This is a genomic window from Streptomyces sp. NBC_01520 (assembly GCF_045040375.1).
Classification (GTDB): Bacteria; Actinomycetota; Actinomycetes; order Streptomycetales; family Streptomycetaceae; genus Streptomyces.
In genome coordinates, this window is the sequence record NZ_CP109404.1 from 7,808,001 (window position 1) to 7,824,264 (window position 16,264).

16 protein-coding genes are annotated in these 16,264 nt (G+C 72.0%); 8 read left to right on the forward strand and 8 right to left on the reverse strand.

The window, feature by feature from the left end:
• Positions 1 to 120 precede the first annotated feature (120 nt).
• From OG524_RS35025 to OG524_RS35035, 3 genes are all read left to right on the forward strand, one after another.
• Complete coding sequence (locus OG524_RS35025; RefSeq protein WP_405812365.1) at positions 121 to 633, forward strand: hypothetical protein; 513 nt, start codon at positions 121 to 123, stop codon at positions 631 to 633.
• A gap of 135 nt (positions 634 to 768) precedes the next feature.
• Positions 769 to 1,656: a methylenetetrahydrofolate reductase gene (locus OG524_RS35030; protein WP_405386134.1), complete on the forward strand. Its 888-nt coding sequence runs from the start codon at positions 769 to 771 to the stop codon at positions 1,654 to 1,656.
• A 62-nt stretch (positions 1,657 to 1,718) separates the two neighbouring features.
• The gene (locus OG524_RS35035; RefSeq protein WP_405386132.1) at positions 1,719 to 2,552 is read left to right on the forward strand and encodes an NAD(P)H-binding protein; all 834 of its coding nucleotides are present in this window, start codon (positions 1,719 to 1,721) and stop codon (positions 2,550 to 2,552) included.
• A gap of 91 nt (positions 2,553 to 2,643) precedes the next feature.
• Here OG524_RS35035 and OG524_RS35040 read toward each other — a convergent pair whose 3' ends face one another.
• From OG524_RS35040 to OG524_RS35065, 6 genes are all read right to left on the reverse strand, one after another.
• Positions 2,644 to 2,904 carry a hypothetical protein gene (locus tag OG524_RS35040; RefSeq protein WP_405386130.1) on the reverse strand — a complete coding sequence of 87 codons (261 nt, stop codon included), beginning with the start codon at positions 2,902 to 2,904 and terminating at the stop codon, positions 2,644 to 2,646.
• Positions 2,905 to 3,012: 108 nt separating this feature from the next.
• Positions 3,013 to 3,630, reverse strand: coding sequence for a GNAT family N-acetyltransferase (locus OG524_RS35045; RefSeq protein WP_405386129.1), 618 nt, complete (start codon positions 3,628 to 3,630; stop codon positions 3,013 to 3,015).
• 100 nt (positions 3,631 to 3,730) lie between these two features.
• Entirely contained in the window at positions 3,731 to 4,402 is a 672-nt protein-coding gene (locus tag OG524_RS35050) for an NUDIX domain-containing protein (RefSeq protein WP_405386127.1), read from the reverse strand.
• The gene (locus tag OG524_RS35055; protein WP_405386125.1) at positions 4,399 to 4,776 is read right to left on the reverse strand and encodes a DUF4406 domain-containing protein; all 378 of its coding nucleotides are present in this window, start codon (positions 4,774 to 4,776) and stop codon (positions 4,399 to 4,401) included. The genes OG524_RS35050 and OG524_RS35055 overlap by 4 nt, the downstream gene beginning before the upstream one ends.
• Before the next feature lie 28 nt (positions 4,777 to 4,804).
• Positions 4,805 to 5,590: a DeoR/GlpR family DNA-binding transcription regulator gene (locus tag OG524_RS35060; protein WP_405386124.1), complete on the reverse strand. Its 786-nt coding sequence runs from the start codon at positions 5,588 to 5,590 to the stop codon at positions 4,805 to 4,807.
• Between the two features lie 472 nt (positions 5,591 to 6,062).
• A complete protein-coding gene (locus OG524_RS35065; RefSeq protein ID WP_405812366.1) occupies positions 6,063 to 6,953 on the reverse strand; it encodes a LysR family transcriptional regulator in 891 nt (296 codons plus the stop codon).
• A gap of 265 nt (positions 6,954 to 7,218) precedes the next feature.
• Here OG524_RS35065 and OG524_RS35070 point away from each other — a divergent pair, with 265 nt between their 5' ends.
• The 3 genes from OG524_RS35070 (at position 7,219) to OG524_RS35080 (ending at position 9,334) form a co-directional block, all read left to right on the forward strand.
• Positions 7,219 to 8,319 carry a M20 family metallopeptidase gene (locus OG524_RS35070; RefSeq protein ID WP_405812537.1) on the forward strand — a complete coding sequence of 367 codons (1,101 nt, stop codon included), beginning with the start codon at positions 7,219 to 7,221 and terminating at the stop codon, positions 8,317 to 8,319.
• Between the two features lie 61 nt (positions 8,320 to 8,380).
• Positions 8,381 to 8,878, forward strand: coding sequence for a hypothetical protein (locus OG524_RS35075; RefSeq protein ID WP_405812367.1), 498 nt, complete (start codon positions 8,381 to 8,383; stop codon positions 8,876 to 8,878).
• A 231-nt stretch (positions 8,879 to 9,109) separates the two neighbouring features.
• Positions 9,110 to 9,334 (forward strand): hypothetical protein, encoded by a 225-nt coding sequence (locus OG524_RS35080; protein WP_405386118.1) that lies wholly within the window; start codon positions 9,110 to 9,112, stop codon positions 9,332 to 9,334.
• Between the two features lie 80 nt (positions 9,335 to 9,414).
• Here OG524_RS35080 and OG524_RS35085 read toward each other — a convergent pair whose 3' ends face one another.
• The gene (locus tag OG524_RS35085) at positions 9,415 to 10,125 is read right to left on the reverse strand and encodes a hypothetical protein (protein WP_405386116.1); all 711 of its coding nucleotides are present in this window, start codon (positions 10,123 to 10,125) and stop codon (positions 9,415 to 9,417) included.
• 326 nt (positions 10,126 to 10,451) lie between these two features.
• Here OG524_RS35085 and OG524_RS35090 point away from each other — a divergent pair, with 326 nt between their 5' ends.
• Entirely contained in the window at positions 10,452 to 10,970 is a 519-nt protein-coding gene (locus OG524_RS35090; protein ID WP_405386114.1) for a hypothetical protein, read from the forward strand.
• Between the two features lie 133 nt (positions 10,971 to 11,103).
• Entirely contained in the window at positions 11,104 to 14,001 is a 2,898-nt protein-coding gene (locus OG524_RS35095) for an AAA family ATPase (RefSeq protein ID WP_405393007.1), read from the forward strand.
• A 58-nt stretch (positions 14,002 to 14,059) separates the two neighbouring features.
• Here OG524_RS35095 and OG524_RS35100 read toward each other — a convergent pair whose 3' ends face one another.
• The gene (locus tag OG524_RS35100) at positions 14,060 to 16,195 is read right to left on the reverse strand and encodes a PBS lyase (RefSeq protein WP_405812368.1); all 2,136 of its coding nucleotides are present in this window, start codon (positions 16,193 to 16,195) and stop codon (positions 14,060 to 14,062) included.
• Positions 16,196 to 16,264 lie beyond the last annotated feature (69 nt).

Genomic DNA, 16,264 nt, shown 5'->3' on the forward strand with positions numbered 1-16,264 from the left:
CCCTGTTGGCACGTACCCCGGCAGGGTCCGGCACGGACGGCCGACGGCCCACATGCTCGTCACCGGCCGCATCGGAGCTGCTGAGGAGGGTCTGTCAGAGGTGCCCGTCAGCTTGTGGGCATGGGAGATTCAGGCGGTTCATTGACGTCCCGGTCCGCAACCGGGCTGCGCGGCCTCATGGACGCGGTCGGTTTCGACGACGTGGACGAGGCGGAGGCCTTGGCGGACGGCTGGCAGGTGTCCGACTTCGCAGAGGCCCGGCCGCGGAGCCTCGGCGACCTTGTGCGGAGGACCGGTGCCCCGGCGGTCATGGTGACCTTCCTGGACAGCGACATCGGGTTCGTCGAGGCCGTCACACCGGGCGGTGGGACATGGGAAGGCCTCCTCAACCGCACGATGGCGGAGAGCTACGGGATACCGCTGGAGCAGTTTCCGGTCGAGCCCGCCGTGACGGGCGCGCTGGCATGGTCGACGGCCGCCGGGCTGAAGGGCGACGAGGAGCTGATCCGGAAGGCACTCACCGGGTCGGCCCTGTTCGCGAGTGAGCTTTCCGCGCTGCTCTCCGTCGCCCTGGGCATACCGGGGGCACAACTGCCCGAGCCGGACGACGACGAGGGCGATGACGAGGAGTGACCCGGGTCTGACGCGTCCCGATCGAGGCGTTCGCCCCGGATGCCGACGTCGGAAGGGGAGGCGACCCCGCCTCGACACTGGTCGCGCCCCACCGGCACCCTGTGCTCAGGGAGAACCACGCGAACAAGGAGCACCATGGACAGCCTCTCCACGGCCTCTGCCTCGGCCGTCACCCGTCTGCTGGAGGATTTCTCCCTGGAGATGACGGCCAAGGACGTCCCCAGGCTCGAAGAAGCCCGCATGTACATTCCGGCCGGCACCCGGATCAACGTCACCTTCCTCGGAAACGAGGACCCGGACATGCGGCTGGCCGCCGCCCGCGCCGTCCAGCAGAGCGGGTTCACCCCCGTACCGCACATATCCGCGCGCCGACTGCGCTCGCGTTCGGAGCTGGAGGAACTGCTCGCCGCCCTCAGCTCCGACGGCACGGCGGGTGACGTCTTCGTCGTCGGCGGCGACCCCGTCACGCCGCACGGCCCTTACGACGACGCCCTCGCGCTCATCCGGTCCGGACTCCTCCAGGAACACGGCGTGCGGCACGTCGGCATCAGCGGCTACCCCGAGGGTCATCCCGCCATCGCCGAACCGGTGCTCTGGTCGGCGATCGAGGACAAGTCCGCCGCCCTGGCCCGGCACGGACTGACGGGTGACGTCATCACCCAGTTCGGCTTCGACGCGGCCCCGGTCCTCACCTGGGCCGAGGCCGTACGGAAGCGGGGCATCGACACACCGGTGCGCATCGGGGTCCCTGGTCCTGCGGGCATCAGACGGCTGATGACGTACGCCGCACGCTTCGGCGTCGGCGCGAGCGCGTCCGTCGCGAGGAAGTACGGATTCTCGATCACCAATCTGATGGGCACCGCAGGCCCCGACCGTTTCATCCGCGCCCTCGCCGCCGGCTACGACGTACACCGCCACGGCGTCCTGAAGCTGCACTTCTACACCTTCGGCGGGCTCAGGGCCACGTCGCAGTGGGTCGCGGAATTCCGTACCGATGAGGACAACGAGCAGTCATTGACCTGAAGTTCGGTCGAGGTCCTACTGTCCTGTCGCGTCGCTCATCGACCGCTGACAGGAGAAACCTCATGATCTTCGTGACCGGTGCCACCGGGAACATCGGACGTGCCCTCGTGCGAGAGCTCCGGACGTACGGCGCCCAGCCGGTGCGGGCGCTCACCCGTGACGCCGCACGGGCCGCATGGCCCGAAGGCGTCGAAGTGGTGGACGGCGACCTCGCCCGGCCGGCCACGCTGAAACCCGCGCTGGAGGGCGCGCGTTCGCTGTTCCTGGTGTCGCGCGTGGGGGCGGACGCGGAGATCCTCGAAGCTGCCCGGTGCGCGGGAGTGGAACACGTGGTGCTCGTGTCGTCCATCACCGTCCAGACCCATCCGCACCTCGGACCGGCCGGCGAGAACCTGGCCGTCGAGCGGCTGCTCAAGGACAGCGGGATGGCGTGGACGGTCCTGCGGCCTACACAGTTCGCCTCGAACGCCCTGTGGTGGGCGGACACGATCCGAGCGTGCGAAACGGTTCGAGCCCCCTACGCGGACTCGGGTCTCCCCACGATCCATCCGGCGGACATCGCGTCGGTGGCCCGGGTGACGCTGACCGAGTCCGGCCACCGGGGGCGAACCTACCCACTGACCGGGCCGGAACGGATCACCGCCCGGCAGCAGATCGGGGCCATCGCGGCGGCTCTGGGGCGGGACGTGCCGTTCGCGGAGATCGGCCGACAGGAGGCCCACCGGAATATGGCCGCCTTCCTGGGTGACGAAGCCGCGGACGCGGTGCTCGACCTGACCGGCGGCGACGTCAACGACGAACTGCTCTCCGTGCGCGACACCGTCACCGAAGTGACCGGCACCCGGGCCCGGACGTTCCGTACATGGGCGTCGGAGAACGTCGCCGCCTTCCGCTGAGCCGACCGGTCGCGCGGCCGTCGGTGCCGCCGTCGCGGAAGGGGCCGGGAACACCGAACCGCAACCGGGCCTCCCGGCGCCCCCGTCCACGTCAGGAACCGTCGGGCCACTCGACGCGGACCGTCGGAGGCTTGGGGAAGGGCATCATGTCCCAGCCCAGCGGCCACTCGTCCGAAACGGGCTCCCCGACATCGGGCACCAAGGTCCGCGGCACCCGACGGTGCCACCACGGCCCGCCGCCTTCCTCGTGGCCGGGCCAGGGGATGGTCGCCTGCCGGAAGCGCTCGTCCAGGGCGTCGAGCTGCGGCCGGACCGCTGCCGTGGACAGCGGCGGCACCGTTCTCGCCAGCACGTCCCGGACGTGGCAGTCGTTGCTGAACTCCGGGCACGACCAGGTGTAGGCCTCCTCGGCATCCTCAACCTCTCCTGCCAGTTCCCCAGGAGGGGGACGAGGCTCCGGTCAGGCATCCCAGGCGCGGGGGCGGTCCAGGGCCTCCCACTCGGGGCGGAGCAGTGAGAGCACGGCGAGGTCGAGGCGGCGGCCTCGATGGAGGCAGGCGGAACGACTGACCCCTTCGTGCACGAAGCCGGCCTTGGCGAGAACCGCGAGGGCAGGGGCGTTGTCGGTATGGGTCTCTGCCGTGAGGCGGTGCAGGGGGAGTTCACCGAACGCCAGATCGACCAGGGCGTCCACGGCGGCGGTGCCGTGGCCGAGCCCGCGGGCCTCCGGCGCCAGCATCAGCTCGATCTGAGCCGTGCCGTTGACGATGTTCTGGTCACTCAGAGCAATGTGACCGACCGGGGTGCCGTCCGGCAGCAGGACGAGAAAGTCGTCGCGGTCGTCGTTGTCGCCGTCGCGCTCGATGCGCTCGCGCATCGCGGTGAGGGAGCGCGGCCAGATGCCGACCTCATAGGTGACCACCGGGTCGGACCGCCAGGCGTGCAGGAGTTCGGCGTCGTCGATGTCGACGGCGGCGAGACCGACGGACCTGGCACGCCAGGAAACCTCCCTGTCAGCCTCGGCGTCATGCTCGTCGCCCACGATCCCGGCGTCTTCGATCCCGGCGTCTTCGATCACGGTCGGAGCCTAGGCGGAGTTCGCCCGGCAGGGCCACCGGATTAGGGCCGGTCCGGCTCCGTATCGCGTCACCGGTCGTCGGCCCGACGGGACCTGCCGGTCAACGGCCCGCTCCGGGATGCCGGTACGGTCCGTCCAGGGCCGCCCACTGGAGCAGCATGATGGTCTTGGCGTCGGCGATCTCTCCGCTGCGGACCATGGCGAGCGCCTCGTCGAAGGGGAGTTCCAGGGTCGTGATGTCCTCGCCCTCGGCGGCGATCCCGTACCCGTCCGCCTCAGGGGCCACCGGATCGTACGGGGCGGCGAAGAAGTGCAGGCGTTCGGTGACGGACCCCGGGCTCATGTAGACCTCGAAGACCGGCTCGGGGGTGCCGATGGCGTGACCGGTCTCCTCGGCGGCCTCCCTGCGGATCGCCTCCTCCGGGGCCTCGCCGTCCAGGAGTCCCGCGGCGGTCTCGACCAGCATCCCGTCGTGGTGCCCGTTGACGTAGGCGGGCAGCCGGAACTGACGGGTCAGCAGCACGGTGCGGCGTTCGGGGTTGTAGAGCAGGACCGTCGCGCCGTCGCCCCGGTCGTAGGTCTCGCGCTGTTCCCTGCTCCAGTGCCCGTCGCTGTGCCGGTAGTCGAAGGTCGTCCTGCGCAGGACGTACCAGTCGCAGGACAGCACCTCGACGTCCTGCACGCGCACCCGCGGGTTGCCGGTCAGGTCCCGGCCGTGCAGGTCCAGGCCGGTACGGCCGCGCCGGTCCGGGGTGTCCAGGCCGGCCGTCACCGGGCGGCCGGGACGTCGTCGATGCCGGTGTAGACGTCCAGGCCATGGGCCCCGGCCACCGCGACCATCCGGTCTGCGCCCTCCGACGGGCCCCCTATGCGCAGTACCGCGTCGCAGCGCACCAGAAGGCGCTCTGCCACGGGGTGGAAGATCTCGTCGAAGACGGCGTCGCCCGGACCGCTGCTGCCTGCGGCCTGCACCAGCGGGAGGGCCAGGGCCTCACCGGTCACCGCCAGATGACCGGCGCGGAAGAGCGTCAGCGCGGCCCGGTCCATCGCCCGCACGTTGGCCTCGATCGCGGCCGGATCGTCGCCGGTACCCGAGCGGTACGGACCGGCGACCAGAATCATCAGGGAGTGGGGGACAGCGGTCATGACATGCGCTCCTCGCGGTGGTCCCGGCTCAGGCCAGGACGGTGTGGACGCCCGCATCGCGCAGGGCTGTCAGGGTCAGGGGGCCGTTGGGATGGGTGGCGGGATCCTCGGCGGCCGCGTCGGTGACGAAGTCGTCCACCGCATCCAGGGGGGCGACCTGGCTGAACGCCCGTACCCCGAGCTTGGTCGCGTCCGCGACGGCGATCGTCCGGGCGGCTCCTGCCAGGGCGGCCTGCTTGACGGCGGCGTCGTCCAGCGAGAACTCCGTCCACCCGTGCTCGGCATGCACACCGCCGATGGACAGGACGAAGCAGTCGAACGCCAGGGATTCGAGCGTACGCAGGGCCAGTGGGCCGACCAGGGACCGCTCGCCGGGACGGGACCGGCCGCCGACGACCAGGAGGTCGATCCCCGGCCGGTCCGCCAGGCGCACCGCAGCCTGCAGGCTGAGGACCGCCACCGTCAGAGGGGCCCGTTCGGCAAGGTGCTCCGCGACGTGCACGGTTGTCGTGCCCGCATCCAGCAGGACGCGCGATCCCGGCTCCACCATCTCGGCCACCGCCGCACCGAGCCGGTCCTTCGTCGCGGCCTGCCAGGGCTCGCGCGCCGAGAAGCCCGCGTCCTCCTGGCGGGACCGCGTGGCGACAGCGCCGCCATGCACCCTGCGCACCAGCCCCTGACGCTCGAGCGCGTCCAGGTCCCTGCGCACGGTCATCTCGGAGACCCCCAGGCGATGGGAGAGCTCCGACACGGAAACCCGGTCGGAGCCCTGCACCAAGCGCAGGGTCAGGTCCAGACGATTGGCGACACCCATGACTCATTTCTAACATGGATGCGTTCGTTTGAACATGATGATGTGAGAGTGGCGGTCGGCCCGTGGGTTGCTCCCAGCCGCTGTGCGGGGACGAGAACGCCTGCCCTCCCGGGCAGTCGGAAGGCAAGGACGGGACCATGACCTACATCCTTTCGACGCGGCCCGCGATCGCCGCCGGCACTCTCGCCGCTGCTCCACAGCCCGTCCTCCCCATCGGCGACCTGGTCGGCTGCCGAGCCGGACCTCACGGGTGCGGCCCCACAGGGGCCACGCGACCGGAGGGCGGAACAGCACGTCCACGATCTCCTCCAGGTCGGCGTCGGTCGGGGGCAGCGGCCCCTGAGCAGCTCATGGTGGGCGAGCACCGGCGGAAGTCTCACCGACCGGCAGGGGAGCGGCTCCACCTGGCCCGTCCCGCCACGTCCGGCTGCCCGTTACATGACCGGCGGACCGCGCGGACGCGTCGCCGGTCTCATCGTTCGCGGACGGCCTCACGCAGAAGGCCCCGTAGTTCCAGGGCGGCCGGAAGCGGAGTGGCGGGCAGGGCCACATGCAGGGTGCGGCGCAGCTCCGGGTCGGTGAGGCGGCACAGGGTGAGCGTCTCGGGGACCGCCCGCGCGGCCAGCGAGGGAACGAGCGCGACCCCCAGCCCCGCGGCCACGTAGCCGAACTTGCCCGCCCACTCCGCGATCCTGACGATCTTCCTGGGGCTGAAGCCCGCCCGGGCACAGGCGTCGGCGAGCAGCGTCGGGCGGTCGCCGTACGCGCTCTGGAGCCAGGCCTCGTCGCGCAGTTCACACAGGTCGAAGCGGCCGACGCCGGCCAGCCTGTGCCCTCTCGGGAGGGCGACACACAACTCGTCCTCGCACAGCTCCGTCGTCGTGACCCCCTCGGCCTGAGGCAGACCGGACGGGTAGTCACTGACGACGGCGAGGTCCAGCGCCCCGTCCGCGAGCCGTTCCATCAGCGCACCGGTGGGACCTTCGGCCGCGACGACCTCCACCTCCGGCCTGGCGTCCCGGAGCGCCCGCAGGGCGGTGGGCATCAGAGACATGTTGGCGGTCGCGAACGCCCCCACGTGCAGCAGCCCGCCCAGCCCCGCGTGCAGCACGGCCAGTTCCCGCTCCGCGCGCGCCATCCTCTCCAGCACGTCCAGGGCGTGCCGGTGGAGCGTACGGCCGGCGGGATTGAGGCGTACGCCCCGGGGGAGCCGGTCGAACAGGGCGCCGCCCGCCTGCTGTTCCAGGGAGCCGATCCGCCGGGAGACCGCGGACTGCGTGTAGTTGAGCCTGGCCGCCGCCTGCGTGAACGAACCGCACTCCGCCACGGTCACGAGCAGCCGCAGGTCCTCGTTCTCGAACACCGTTCCCCATCCTGTCCGTTGCCCTCGTCGGCCCGGCCATACTCCACCATGACATTCCTCCAGTGCATGACTTCCATGCGATTCCGTCGCTGGTGGAATGCCAGGCCCTGTCCTAGCGTCATTCACGCGGCGACGACCCGGACGCGACGGGATCCGCCGCTCCACCGATGGCCCATGAGATGCGAGGGGGACGTGTGTTCTTACGACGGGTAGTGGAGACGGGGCCGGCGTGGTGACCGGCGAGGCGGACATCGCACTTCCGGTGATGCTGGCAGATCTGGAGAGGCTCGTGAGCTGCGAGTCCTTCTCGGCCAGCCTGCCGGCGGTGGCGCGCAGCGCCCTGGTGGTCGGCGCCCTGGGAGAGAGGGCGCTGGGGGTCGCGCCGGAGCTGATCGTGATCGAGGGCGTGACCCACCTGCGCTGGTCCTTCGGAACCCCGCGGGTCCTGCTGATGGGGCATCACGACACCGTGTGGCCCATGGGATCGCTCCGGAGCCACCCCTGGTCGGTGGCGGACGGGAAGGCGCGCGGTCCCGGAGTCCTCGACATGAAGGCGGGCCTGGTGCAGATGTTCCACGCGCTGGCCTCCCTGCCGTCCCCCGAAGGGATCTGCGTGCTGGTCAACGGGGACGAGGAGGTCGGGTCCGTCACCTCCCGGCAACTGATCGAGGAGTCCGCACGGGGGTGCGCGGCCACCTTCGTACTGGAGGCGTCCGCCGATGAGCGGGGAGCGCTCAAGACCGCGCGCAAAGGCACCTCGCGGTACGAGGTGCTGGTGCACGGCCGGGCCGCGCACGCGGGTCAGGAACCGGAGAAGGGGGTCAACGCCCTCGTCGAGGTGGCGCACCAGGTGCTGTCCGCAACCGGCCTCGGGGCGGCGTCCGCGACCTCCGGCGTGGATGGTGAGCTGGGACCCGCGACCGTCACCCCCACCCTGCTGACGGCCGGAAGCGCGCGCAACACCGTTCCCGCTCTGGCGCGGCTGTCGCTCGATGTCAGGTCACCCACAACGGTGGCGCAGGACCGGATCGACACAGCGCTACGCGGGCTGACCGCCAGGACGCCCGGAACCCGGCTGGAGGTGCTGGGCGGGAGCCGACGGCCGCCCATGGGACCGGAGTCCTCCGCCGCCCTGTTCGCCCTCGCGTCCCGGATCACCGCCGAACAGGGGCGGCCACCACTGCGGGGGGCGGCCGTGGGCGGTGCCTCCGACGCCAACTACACGGCGGCGGTGGGCTGTCCGACGCTCGACGGACTGGGGGCTGTGGGCGGAGGCGCGCACGCGGACTCCGAGTACGTCGACATCACGCAGATGGTCCCCCGGACCCGGCTGCTCGCCGAACTCGTCGCGCGGACGCGGCAGTGAGCCGCGCGGCCGTGTGCACCGACAAGGAGACCGCGATGACGAGCGAGGGGGAAGATCCGGTATGAGGGCAGGAACGAACAGGTTCGGAGTCGGATTCGGCGAGGCGTACGGCGACTACCCCGTCGCGGGAGTGGCAGGCGCACTCGCCCAGGTCGCACGGCGCCTGATCATCGGGCTGAGCCTGGCGTTGATCGTGGCGCTGGCCGTCGACAGGCCCTCGGGGGCGTTCGTCAAGGGGGTGGTGGCCACTTCCGTGGTGATCGTCATGGTCGGTCTCAGGTGGGCATGGGGGCGCTTGTCGGCCAGGTGGGGGCTGCGCAGGTGCTATCTCTACCCGGGCGGCCTGGTGCTCACCGACATCGTCGGGCGGCCTCGGGCCGTGGCGTGGGAACAGGTGGCGGCACTGAACACGCTGTCAGGCCAGTCGCTGTTCATGTCCTTCCACCGGTTCGAGGTCGTGCGGCGCGGTTACCGCACGGTGGCCTTCCTGGCCATGGGGGCACAGCCGCCCCTGGTGGCCCAACTGCTCGGCCGCGCCGCGGAGAACGGCGTGCGCTGAGCGGGCGCCGGGAGGGGTGGTGTCCCTCGCCGGGCACCCGACACCCATCGACGGCGGACGGTTCCGGAGGGCGCGGACGGGTTCCGGAGGTCGTGGACGTTCCGGCTCAGAAGGCTCGTACCGTCGGATATCGGCCATACTTCCGGGACGCGCGGGGAAGCGCCTGTCGCGTTTCGGTCATGCGGCACGGGCCGCCCCGGCCGCCCCGGACTACTGAGAGGACCCCATACCATGCGCACCAGGACCTGGGCCACCGCTTTCGCGCTGGGAGCGGCGCTGCTCGCCGGCGCCACCGTCCCCGCCGTCGCCGCCCCGGTGGCAGCGGCCTCCGCCGGGCCCGTCCTCATCGGCTACTACGACACCAGCGAGGAGTGCTACGCGGCCGGGGAACAGCACGTGGGCGAGCACGCGTGCGTCCTCAAGGGCGTGCGGTGGGCGCTCTACATCTACGCGTAGCAACTCCCGCCCCGTAGGGGAGCGACTGCGCACCCGCATCCACCGTGCTCCGGATGGGGCACGGTGGATGGGGCGGGCGGTCATCGGATGGGCAGACCCTGCAACTGCCCGAGCAGGCGTGCTCCCGAACCGTGCAGCAGGCCGCCGTCGCAGACGGGCAGTCCGCTCGGCGCCTTCTGGACATGCTCGGCCTCCACATAGCCGACGGGGATGTCTCCCTTGTCGGTGAAGTCCTTGGTGTAACTGCGGTCGTGGTCCGTCCCCATGGCCAGCAGGCGCTTGCTCTCCAGGAGCACGCCGTAGTACAGCCTGTCGGAATTCAGCTTGTCCACGACAGAACACAGCACGGGTATCTCTTCGCCACGCTGCGGGTGGCAATTGGGCTTTGCCTGGTTGCACAGATCCGTGTCGGCGGCGCCCTCCACCACCTTGCAGCTGTCCTCGGACTCGCCCGTGCAGGAGACCGGCATGATGTTGAGGTGTGCACCGGCGGGGCGGTCGTAGACGTCGGCCCAGGCCGCGCTGACGGCTGTCGGGTGCACTTCGGGACGCGCGCACAGGTCGATGTCCGCGGTCCCCCCGAACTTGTCGTCGTCCACGGTCGCCGCGTGCTTGTCGGGGCAGTCCCCCGAAGCGCCCTCGTCGGCCGCATCCCCGCCGGCCGCACTTCCGGCGGACGTCGAGCCCGGGACGGCCGGGTCCGGGTCCTTGTCCGCCGTGGATCCGCAGGCGGCCAGGGACAACGCCAGGACCACTCCGAGGATGTGGGAAACGCGGACGCGGTGTGACACGAGAGCACCTCTTGTTCGACAGGTGAACCATCCGAATACCCGCAGCGGCGCGTACGTGGCCGTTGCTGCGGTACGGAAGCCGATGCTCGCAGGATCCGCCGCCCAGGGCGTCGGTGGAACTACGTACTTCGCTACGTAAGGGCCGGCCGCCCAAGCCCCGGAAGTACGTAGGCCCGTCCGGGAAACCACGGACGCGCGGCACCGTACCGGGCTGGGAGAGTCGTGGCAGGTCCGGCGAGCCGCACACGTCGCAGGCGGTCCGTGTGACGGCCGACTTCAGGGAGGGCAGGCGTGTGGCGCGAACAGCGGGGACGTGGGAGCGGAGAGTGGGCACAGCGGGAGCGGTGGCCTGCCTCGCTGTCGCCGGGTGGTTGATCTGGCTGCTCCCAGGACCCCATCTGGCGGCAGTCCTGGGCCTGGGCCCCGTCGACGGCGTCATGACCATCAGCCATTGCTACGAGGCCACCGACTGGCAGGGATATCAGGACGGCACCGCCTGCACAGGCACGTACACACCGCGTGCGGCACATGAGCCCCGGCGTGAGATCACGCTGGGAAAGGCTGCCAAGACGCACGCGCCCGGCAGCACCGTGGACGTGCGGATCGCGAGGGGACGGGCCCACGAACTGTCGGGCGACGCGCTGGGTACGCTTGTCACCGTCACCGGGCTCATGTTCGGACCGTTCCTCGCCCTTTCACTGTCGTTCCGCTCCAGCGCGCGGCACGGCACCTGGAGCCACAACGGTGACTACGTCCTGGTCTTCATCGCCGCCGAGATGGCCGCCCTCGTGCTCGGACTCCTGGTGGGCGTCACGGTCGCCATCGCCCTCGCCCTGTTCGGCTGAGGAGGCGGGGCGCAACCGTGTGACCACGCCGCCTGCTGCGGATGCGCCGGGCGCGAGGTATGGGTGACTCTCGAACACTCTGCCGCTCAACGTGGTAGACAATGCCGTGGAGTTCGGCAGAGAGATCACACAGGTGGGAGCGTCGTACGACGCTCCCACGCGCCGCGACAGCGTGAGCCCGCTCGTCGGCCGCACGGCGGAGCTGGGGCTGCTCGACACGGTGATCGACCGGATGGGCCAAGGGGGCCCGCCCTTCGTCGACATCACCGGCGCGGCAGGGATCGGCAAGAGCCGGCTGATGGGGGAGTTCTGCCTGCGCGCCCGGCGGCGCGGGGTGACGGTGCTGCGCGGCCGGGCCACGGAGTACGAGCGGCACCTCCCGTTCCAGCCGTTCGCCGACGCGTTCGCCGATCTGGACGACCGCCCGCCCGGGGTGGCACCGGCGCTGTTCGACGCGGTCGCGCCGGTGCTCGGCGGCCGGGGTGCCGGACCGACTCCCGCGCCGGGAACGCCCACCGCCGACCGCTTCGGTCTCCACCGGGCGGTGGCACGGCTGTTGGCACAGCTCGGCCAGGAAAGCGGCCTGGTCATCGCGCTCGACGACACGCACTGGGCCGACCCGGCATCACTGGAACTCCTGGACCACCTCGTCCGGCACCCCGTACCCGGCCCGGTCGCCCTCGTCCTCGCACGCCGCGACCGGCAGACCCCGCCGCCGCTCACCGCCGCACTCACCCGCGGAGTCGACACCGAAGCCGTGATCCGGATCGGTCTGGCGCCGCTCGCGGAACAGGAATGCGTCGAAGGGCTCGCCCCCGACCTGCCGCGCGGCCGGGCCGCGCAGCTCTACGCCGCCGGCGAGGGCAACCCTCTGTACTTCCTGTCGCTCGTGCACGCGCACCGCGAGGGCGTCGCGCGCGACCCGAACCCCTCCCCGGTCCCCACCGCGGCCGGCCTCGGCGAGCTGCCGAGCGGACTCGGATCACTCCTGCTGAACGAGCTGACCCCACTGACCCCACCACAGCGCCGGATCCTGGAGGCGATCGCCGTGCTCGGCGATCACGCCGAGCCCCCGGTGATCGCCAGGGCGACCGGCCGTCCCGAGGCCGAGCTCGACGACGATCTCGACACCCTGGTCCGGCGCGACCTCGTGCGACCGGGAACGGGCGGCAGACCGGCACTGCGCCACCCGGTGCTCCGGACGCTGGTCCACGAGTCCACCACCGCCCGGCGGCGCGTCGAGATCCATCGCGCCGCCGCCGCCGAGCTGGCCCGCGCAGGCGCGCCGGCCGTCGAACAGGCCCAGCACATCGAACGGTCGGTGACCGCCTGGGACCCGCGGGCGGTCGCCCTGCTGAAGCAGGCCGCCGAGCAGACCGCGTCCACGGCTCCGTCGAGCTGCGCACACTGGCTCCAGGTCGCACTCCGGCTGTTACCGGACACGGTCGAACACGCCGCGGAGAGAAGCGAGCTGATGCTGCGCCGCGCCCGCGCGCTCGGTGTCGCCGGCGGCCTGCGGGAGAGCCGGGACCTGCTGCACAGGGTCATCAGCACGGCGGGCCCGGACGGGCCCGTCAGGACATCGGCGGTGGTGCTCTGCGCACTGATGGAGCGACACCTCGGAAGGTACCCCGAGGCGCTCGCGCTCCTGCGCCGCGAGCTGGGCAGGCAGCCGCAGCCGTTGCCGTCCGACAGGGTGGCGATCGGGCTCGAACTGAGCTCGTCCGCACCGCACAACACGCCCTACCCGCAGATGCGGGGCGAGGTCGCACGCACACTCGCGGAAGCCCGCTCCCTCGGGGACGAACTCGGCGAGGCGGGAGCACTCGCTGTCGCCGCCTTCGGCGAGGCCTACGAGGGCGGCGTGGCCACGGCGACCGCGTACGCCGGACAGGCGGCCGGACTGGTGGACGGTCTGCCCGACGACGACCTCACAGCACTGTGCGAACCACTGGGCAGACTGGGATGGGCGGAAGCGTTCCTGGGCCGCTTCACCGACGCCGAACGCCACGCCGACCGGGGCCTGCGGATCGCCCGCCGCAGCGGGCAGGTCTACCTCCTGCCGCTCCTGCTGCTGTGCAAGGCCCACATACGGATCCAGACCTGCCGCCTGCCGTCGGCCCGACAACTGGCGTACGAGGCGGAGGACATCGCCCGGGGCATCGGAAGCGGCGAACTGCTCGCATTCGTCCTGGCCAACAAGGCACAGGTGCTCGTCGCGGCCTCCTCGCCCGGAGCCCCGGAGGCACTGGCGGCCGCCGAGGAAGCCGTGGCCTCCATGGGGCCCAGCGACAACTGGCGGGCATCCATGGCCTGGAGCATGCTCGGCTACGCGGCGCTCACGGGCGGCGACCCGCACCGCGCCCGGGACGCCCTGCTCCGGGCGGGCGGCGACGACCTGCGCGGCCTGCAGCCCTCGATGCGCCCCCTCCTGTCGGAACTCCTCGTCACCGCGGCCGTGGCCACAGGAGACATCGACTCGGCGTCGGCCTGGGCCGAGCGGGCCCGCGAGGAAGCGGATCGGCTCGGCCTTCCCGTACAGCGCGCCTCCGCCCTGCGCAGCGCGGCACAGCTCGCCCTGCACGGCGGCGACCCCGCCACGGCGGCGACGCTGCTGTCCGAGGCGGCAACGGAATGCGCCCGGTCCGACGCGGTGTTCTGGGAGGCCAGGTCACTCCTGCTCGCCGCCCCGGCCATGACGGCTGCCGGGTTCGGCGCGCGCGGGACCGCCATGTGGGACAAGGGCCACCGGCTGGCCACCACCGGCGGTGCGGGACTGCTGGTCGGCCTGGCGGAGATGACACGGCCCGCCGTACCCGCCACGTCATCCGGAACCCCGCAGCGACTGGCCTCCCTGACGGCCCGCGAACGCGAGGTCGCCGAACTGGTCGCCGAAGGCCTCACCAACCAGGCGATCGCCACCAGGCTCTACCTCAGCCCACGCACCGTCGAGACGCACCTGTCCCGCGTGTACCGCAAGACCGACGTCGCCACCCGCGCCGGCCTCGCCGCCCTGATGGCCCGTTCCTGAGACCCAGGGTGCCCCAAATCCTCCTGGGCAGCCGCACGCGACCGACCCCGCTCCCTGATCAGGCCCGATCCGGGAGCGTCCCGGACCTAAGCCCCTCGCCGCACGCTCCGAGCACGGTGCGGGCGTGCCGCAGCAACTGTTCGTCGTCGGCGCAGCGGTAGCGCATCCTGCCCCTGCCGCCCGAGTTGTTGTGGCGGCGTGCGGCGGCGAGCTCCTCACGGAGCAGCGGCACCACCGGGGCTGCCGCGGGACCCATCCGCGCCCACACACCGGCCACAGCCGGACGGTTGTCAGGGTGTGCCGACCACGCGTGCAGCAGCAAGGGCAGCGCCTCCTCCGCGCACCGGCCCGCCTCCCACACAGCCACCGCCAGGGCGCCCGCGACCCAGCCGCCGTTCTCCTCCGGCGACCCCGCGAGTATGCGCATCTCCGGCAGCAACGAGGCCGCCGCGGTCCCCATCCCGGCGATCACGCGCAGCGCGTCGTGCCGCTGCGACCAGTGCTCCGCCCTGAGCGCCGCCGTCAGCAGGGGCAGAACGAGAACGGCGCCTTCCGCCTCGCCCCCGACCGACCACAGCGCCGCCGCCGTGTCGGCGCGGAGATGCGGCGCGCAGTCCCGGGCGAGCGACCGCAGCTCCGGGAGCGCCTCCCGGGCAGTCGGACCGAGCCGCGCGAGCGTCCGTATCGCGACGCCCCGCACCGGCACCGGCCGGTCCGCGGGAGCCCGCAGGATCCGGAGGGCCGTGACCGTCGCCCCGGGCGATCCGAGGGCTGCCGCGGCCTTCAGCAGGTGCTCGACGCGGTAGGGCCGGTCCTCGGGATCGATCTCCCACAACCGTTCGTCCACCATCGGCGCCAGCGCCGCGGCGGCATCCTGGTCCATACGGTCGATCCAGTCGCCCAGGTCCTCCGGCACCTGCCCGAACCGCAGCACCGCGGCGAGGCCGGGCACCGCCCGTGCGTCACCCTGCGCCGCGAGCGCACCGAGCACTGCCCCGTACGACGTCTCGGCCCACCGCGCCTGGGGGAGGAAGTCCGGCCCGGCCGCCACCCGTTCGGCCAGCGCACCGGCTGCCGGGCCGCCGATGGCGTACAGGTGGCCGAGCTCCGATGCCGCCCACCGGACGATGCGGTGGTCGCCCTCGCGAAGCTGCTCACCCAGGAGGCGTACGGACTCCTCGTGCGGGCCCCGCCATCCCGTCAGCAGCAGGCCGCTCATGTCGATCGCCTCGCGCCGCTGGCCCCAGTCAGGGCTGCGCAGCTGGTCCTCCAGCAGCGCGAAGCGTTCGGTGACCCGGTCGTCCAGGGCGCGGTGCAGATCCCCGAGCAGTTCCGTCGCCCAGGGAGCCTTCGCCGCAACCCGCTGCGACGCCTTCAGACGGCGCAGGTAGGAGATCATCGTCGGTGTCCGCAGGCCGGTGTCCGCTGCCTCGCGCTCCTGGCCGTCCTCCCGCGCCTCCCGCATCACACCCGTGGCGATCTCCACGACCCACTCCGGAAGCCGGCCCGGCGCACAGCGCGCCAGCTGCACGAGGGCGGACAGCCGCAGCCCGGCATCGGCCCGACCGTCCCGGGTGAGCAGCCCGGCCAGGGTCTCACCCGACCGCTCGGCGAACTCGGCCCTGCGTACGCCCAGTTCACCCAGGGCCGTCGCCAGGGCACGCAGCACACCCGGATCCCTCTCCACCGAGAGCCGGCGGCACAGCACCCCGAGGACCGTCTCCGGTTCGTCGTGCACCTGCACCAGCGCGCCCGGCAACGCACACCGCAGACCCTCGTCGGCGCCGTCGCCGTCGAGGAGGTCCAGCAGCAACCCGCTGCGCGACCGCACCTCCGACTCCGCCCGGGCCAGCGTTTCGGCCCAGAGCGCGTACTCCTCCTCGTCGTCGGACCAGACGTCCATCTCCTCCGGGTCACGGCCGTCACCCTCGATGCTGCACAGCAGGTCGACCAGCTCCCCGCGCCCCGCCAGACCGGCCGTCCCGACGAGCTCGAACAGGAACGGGACACACGCGACCGTGCTGTCGTACACGTCCCCCTGGTGGTGCACGGCACCCTGCATCCCGTCGAGCGCGATCTCCCGCTCGGCCGGGTCGGAGGACGCCAATCCCCGCAGCAGATCAGGCACATCGGACGCGTCGCCGTACGCATGGCCCATGGACGCCCAGTCGACGTCATCGATCCCCGTGAACATGAACCCGAGTCTGCCAGGCGCCACCGACAACGGCCTCGGACGGCAGAGGGACGGGCGGCGAGGTCACGG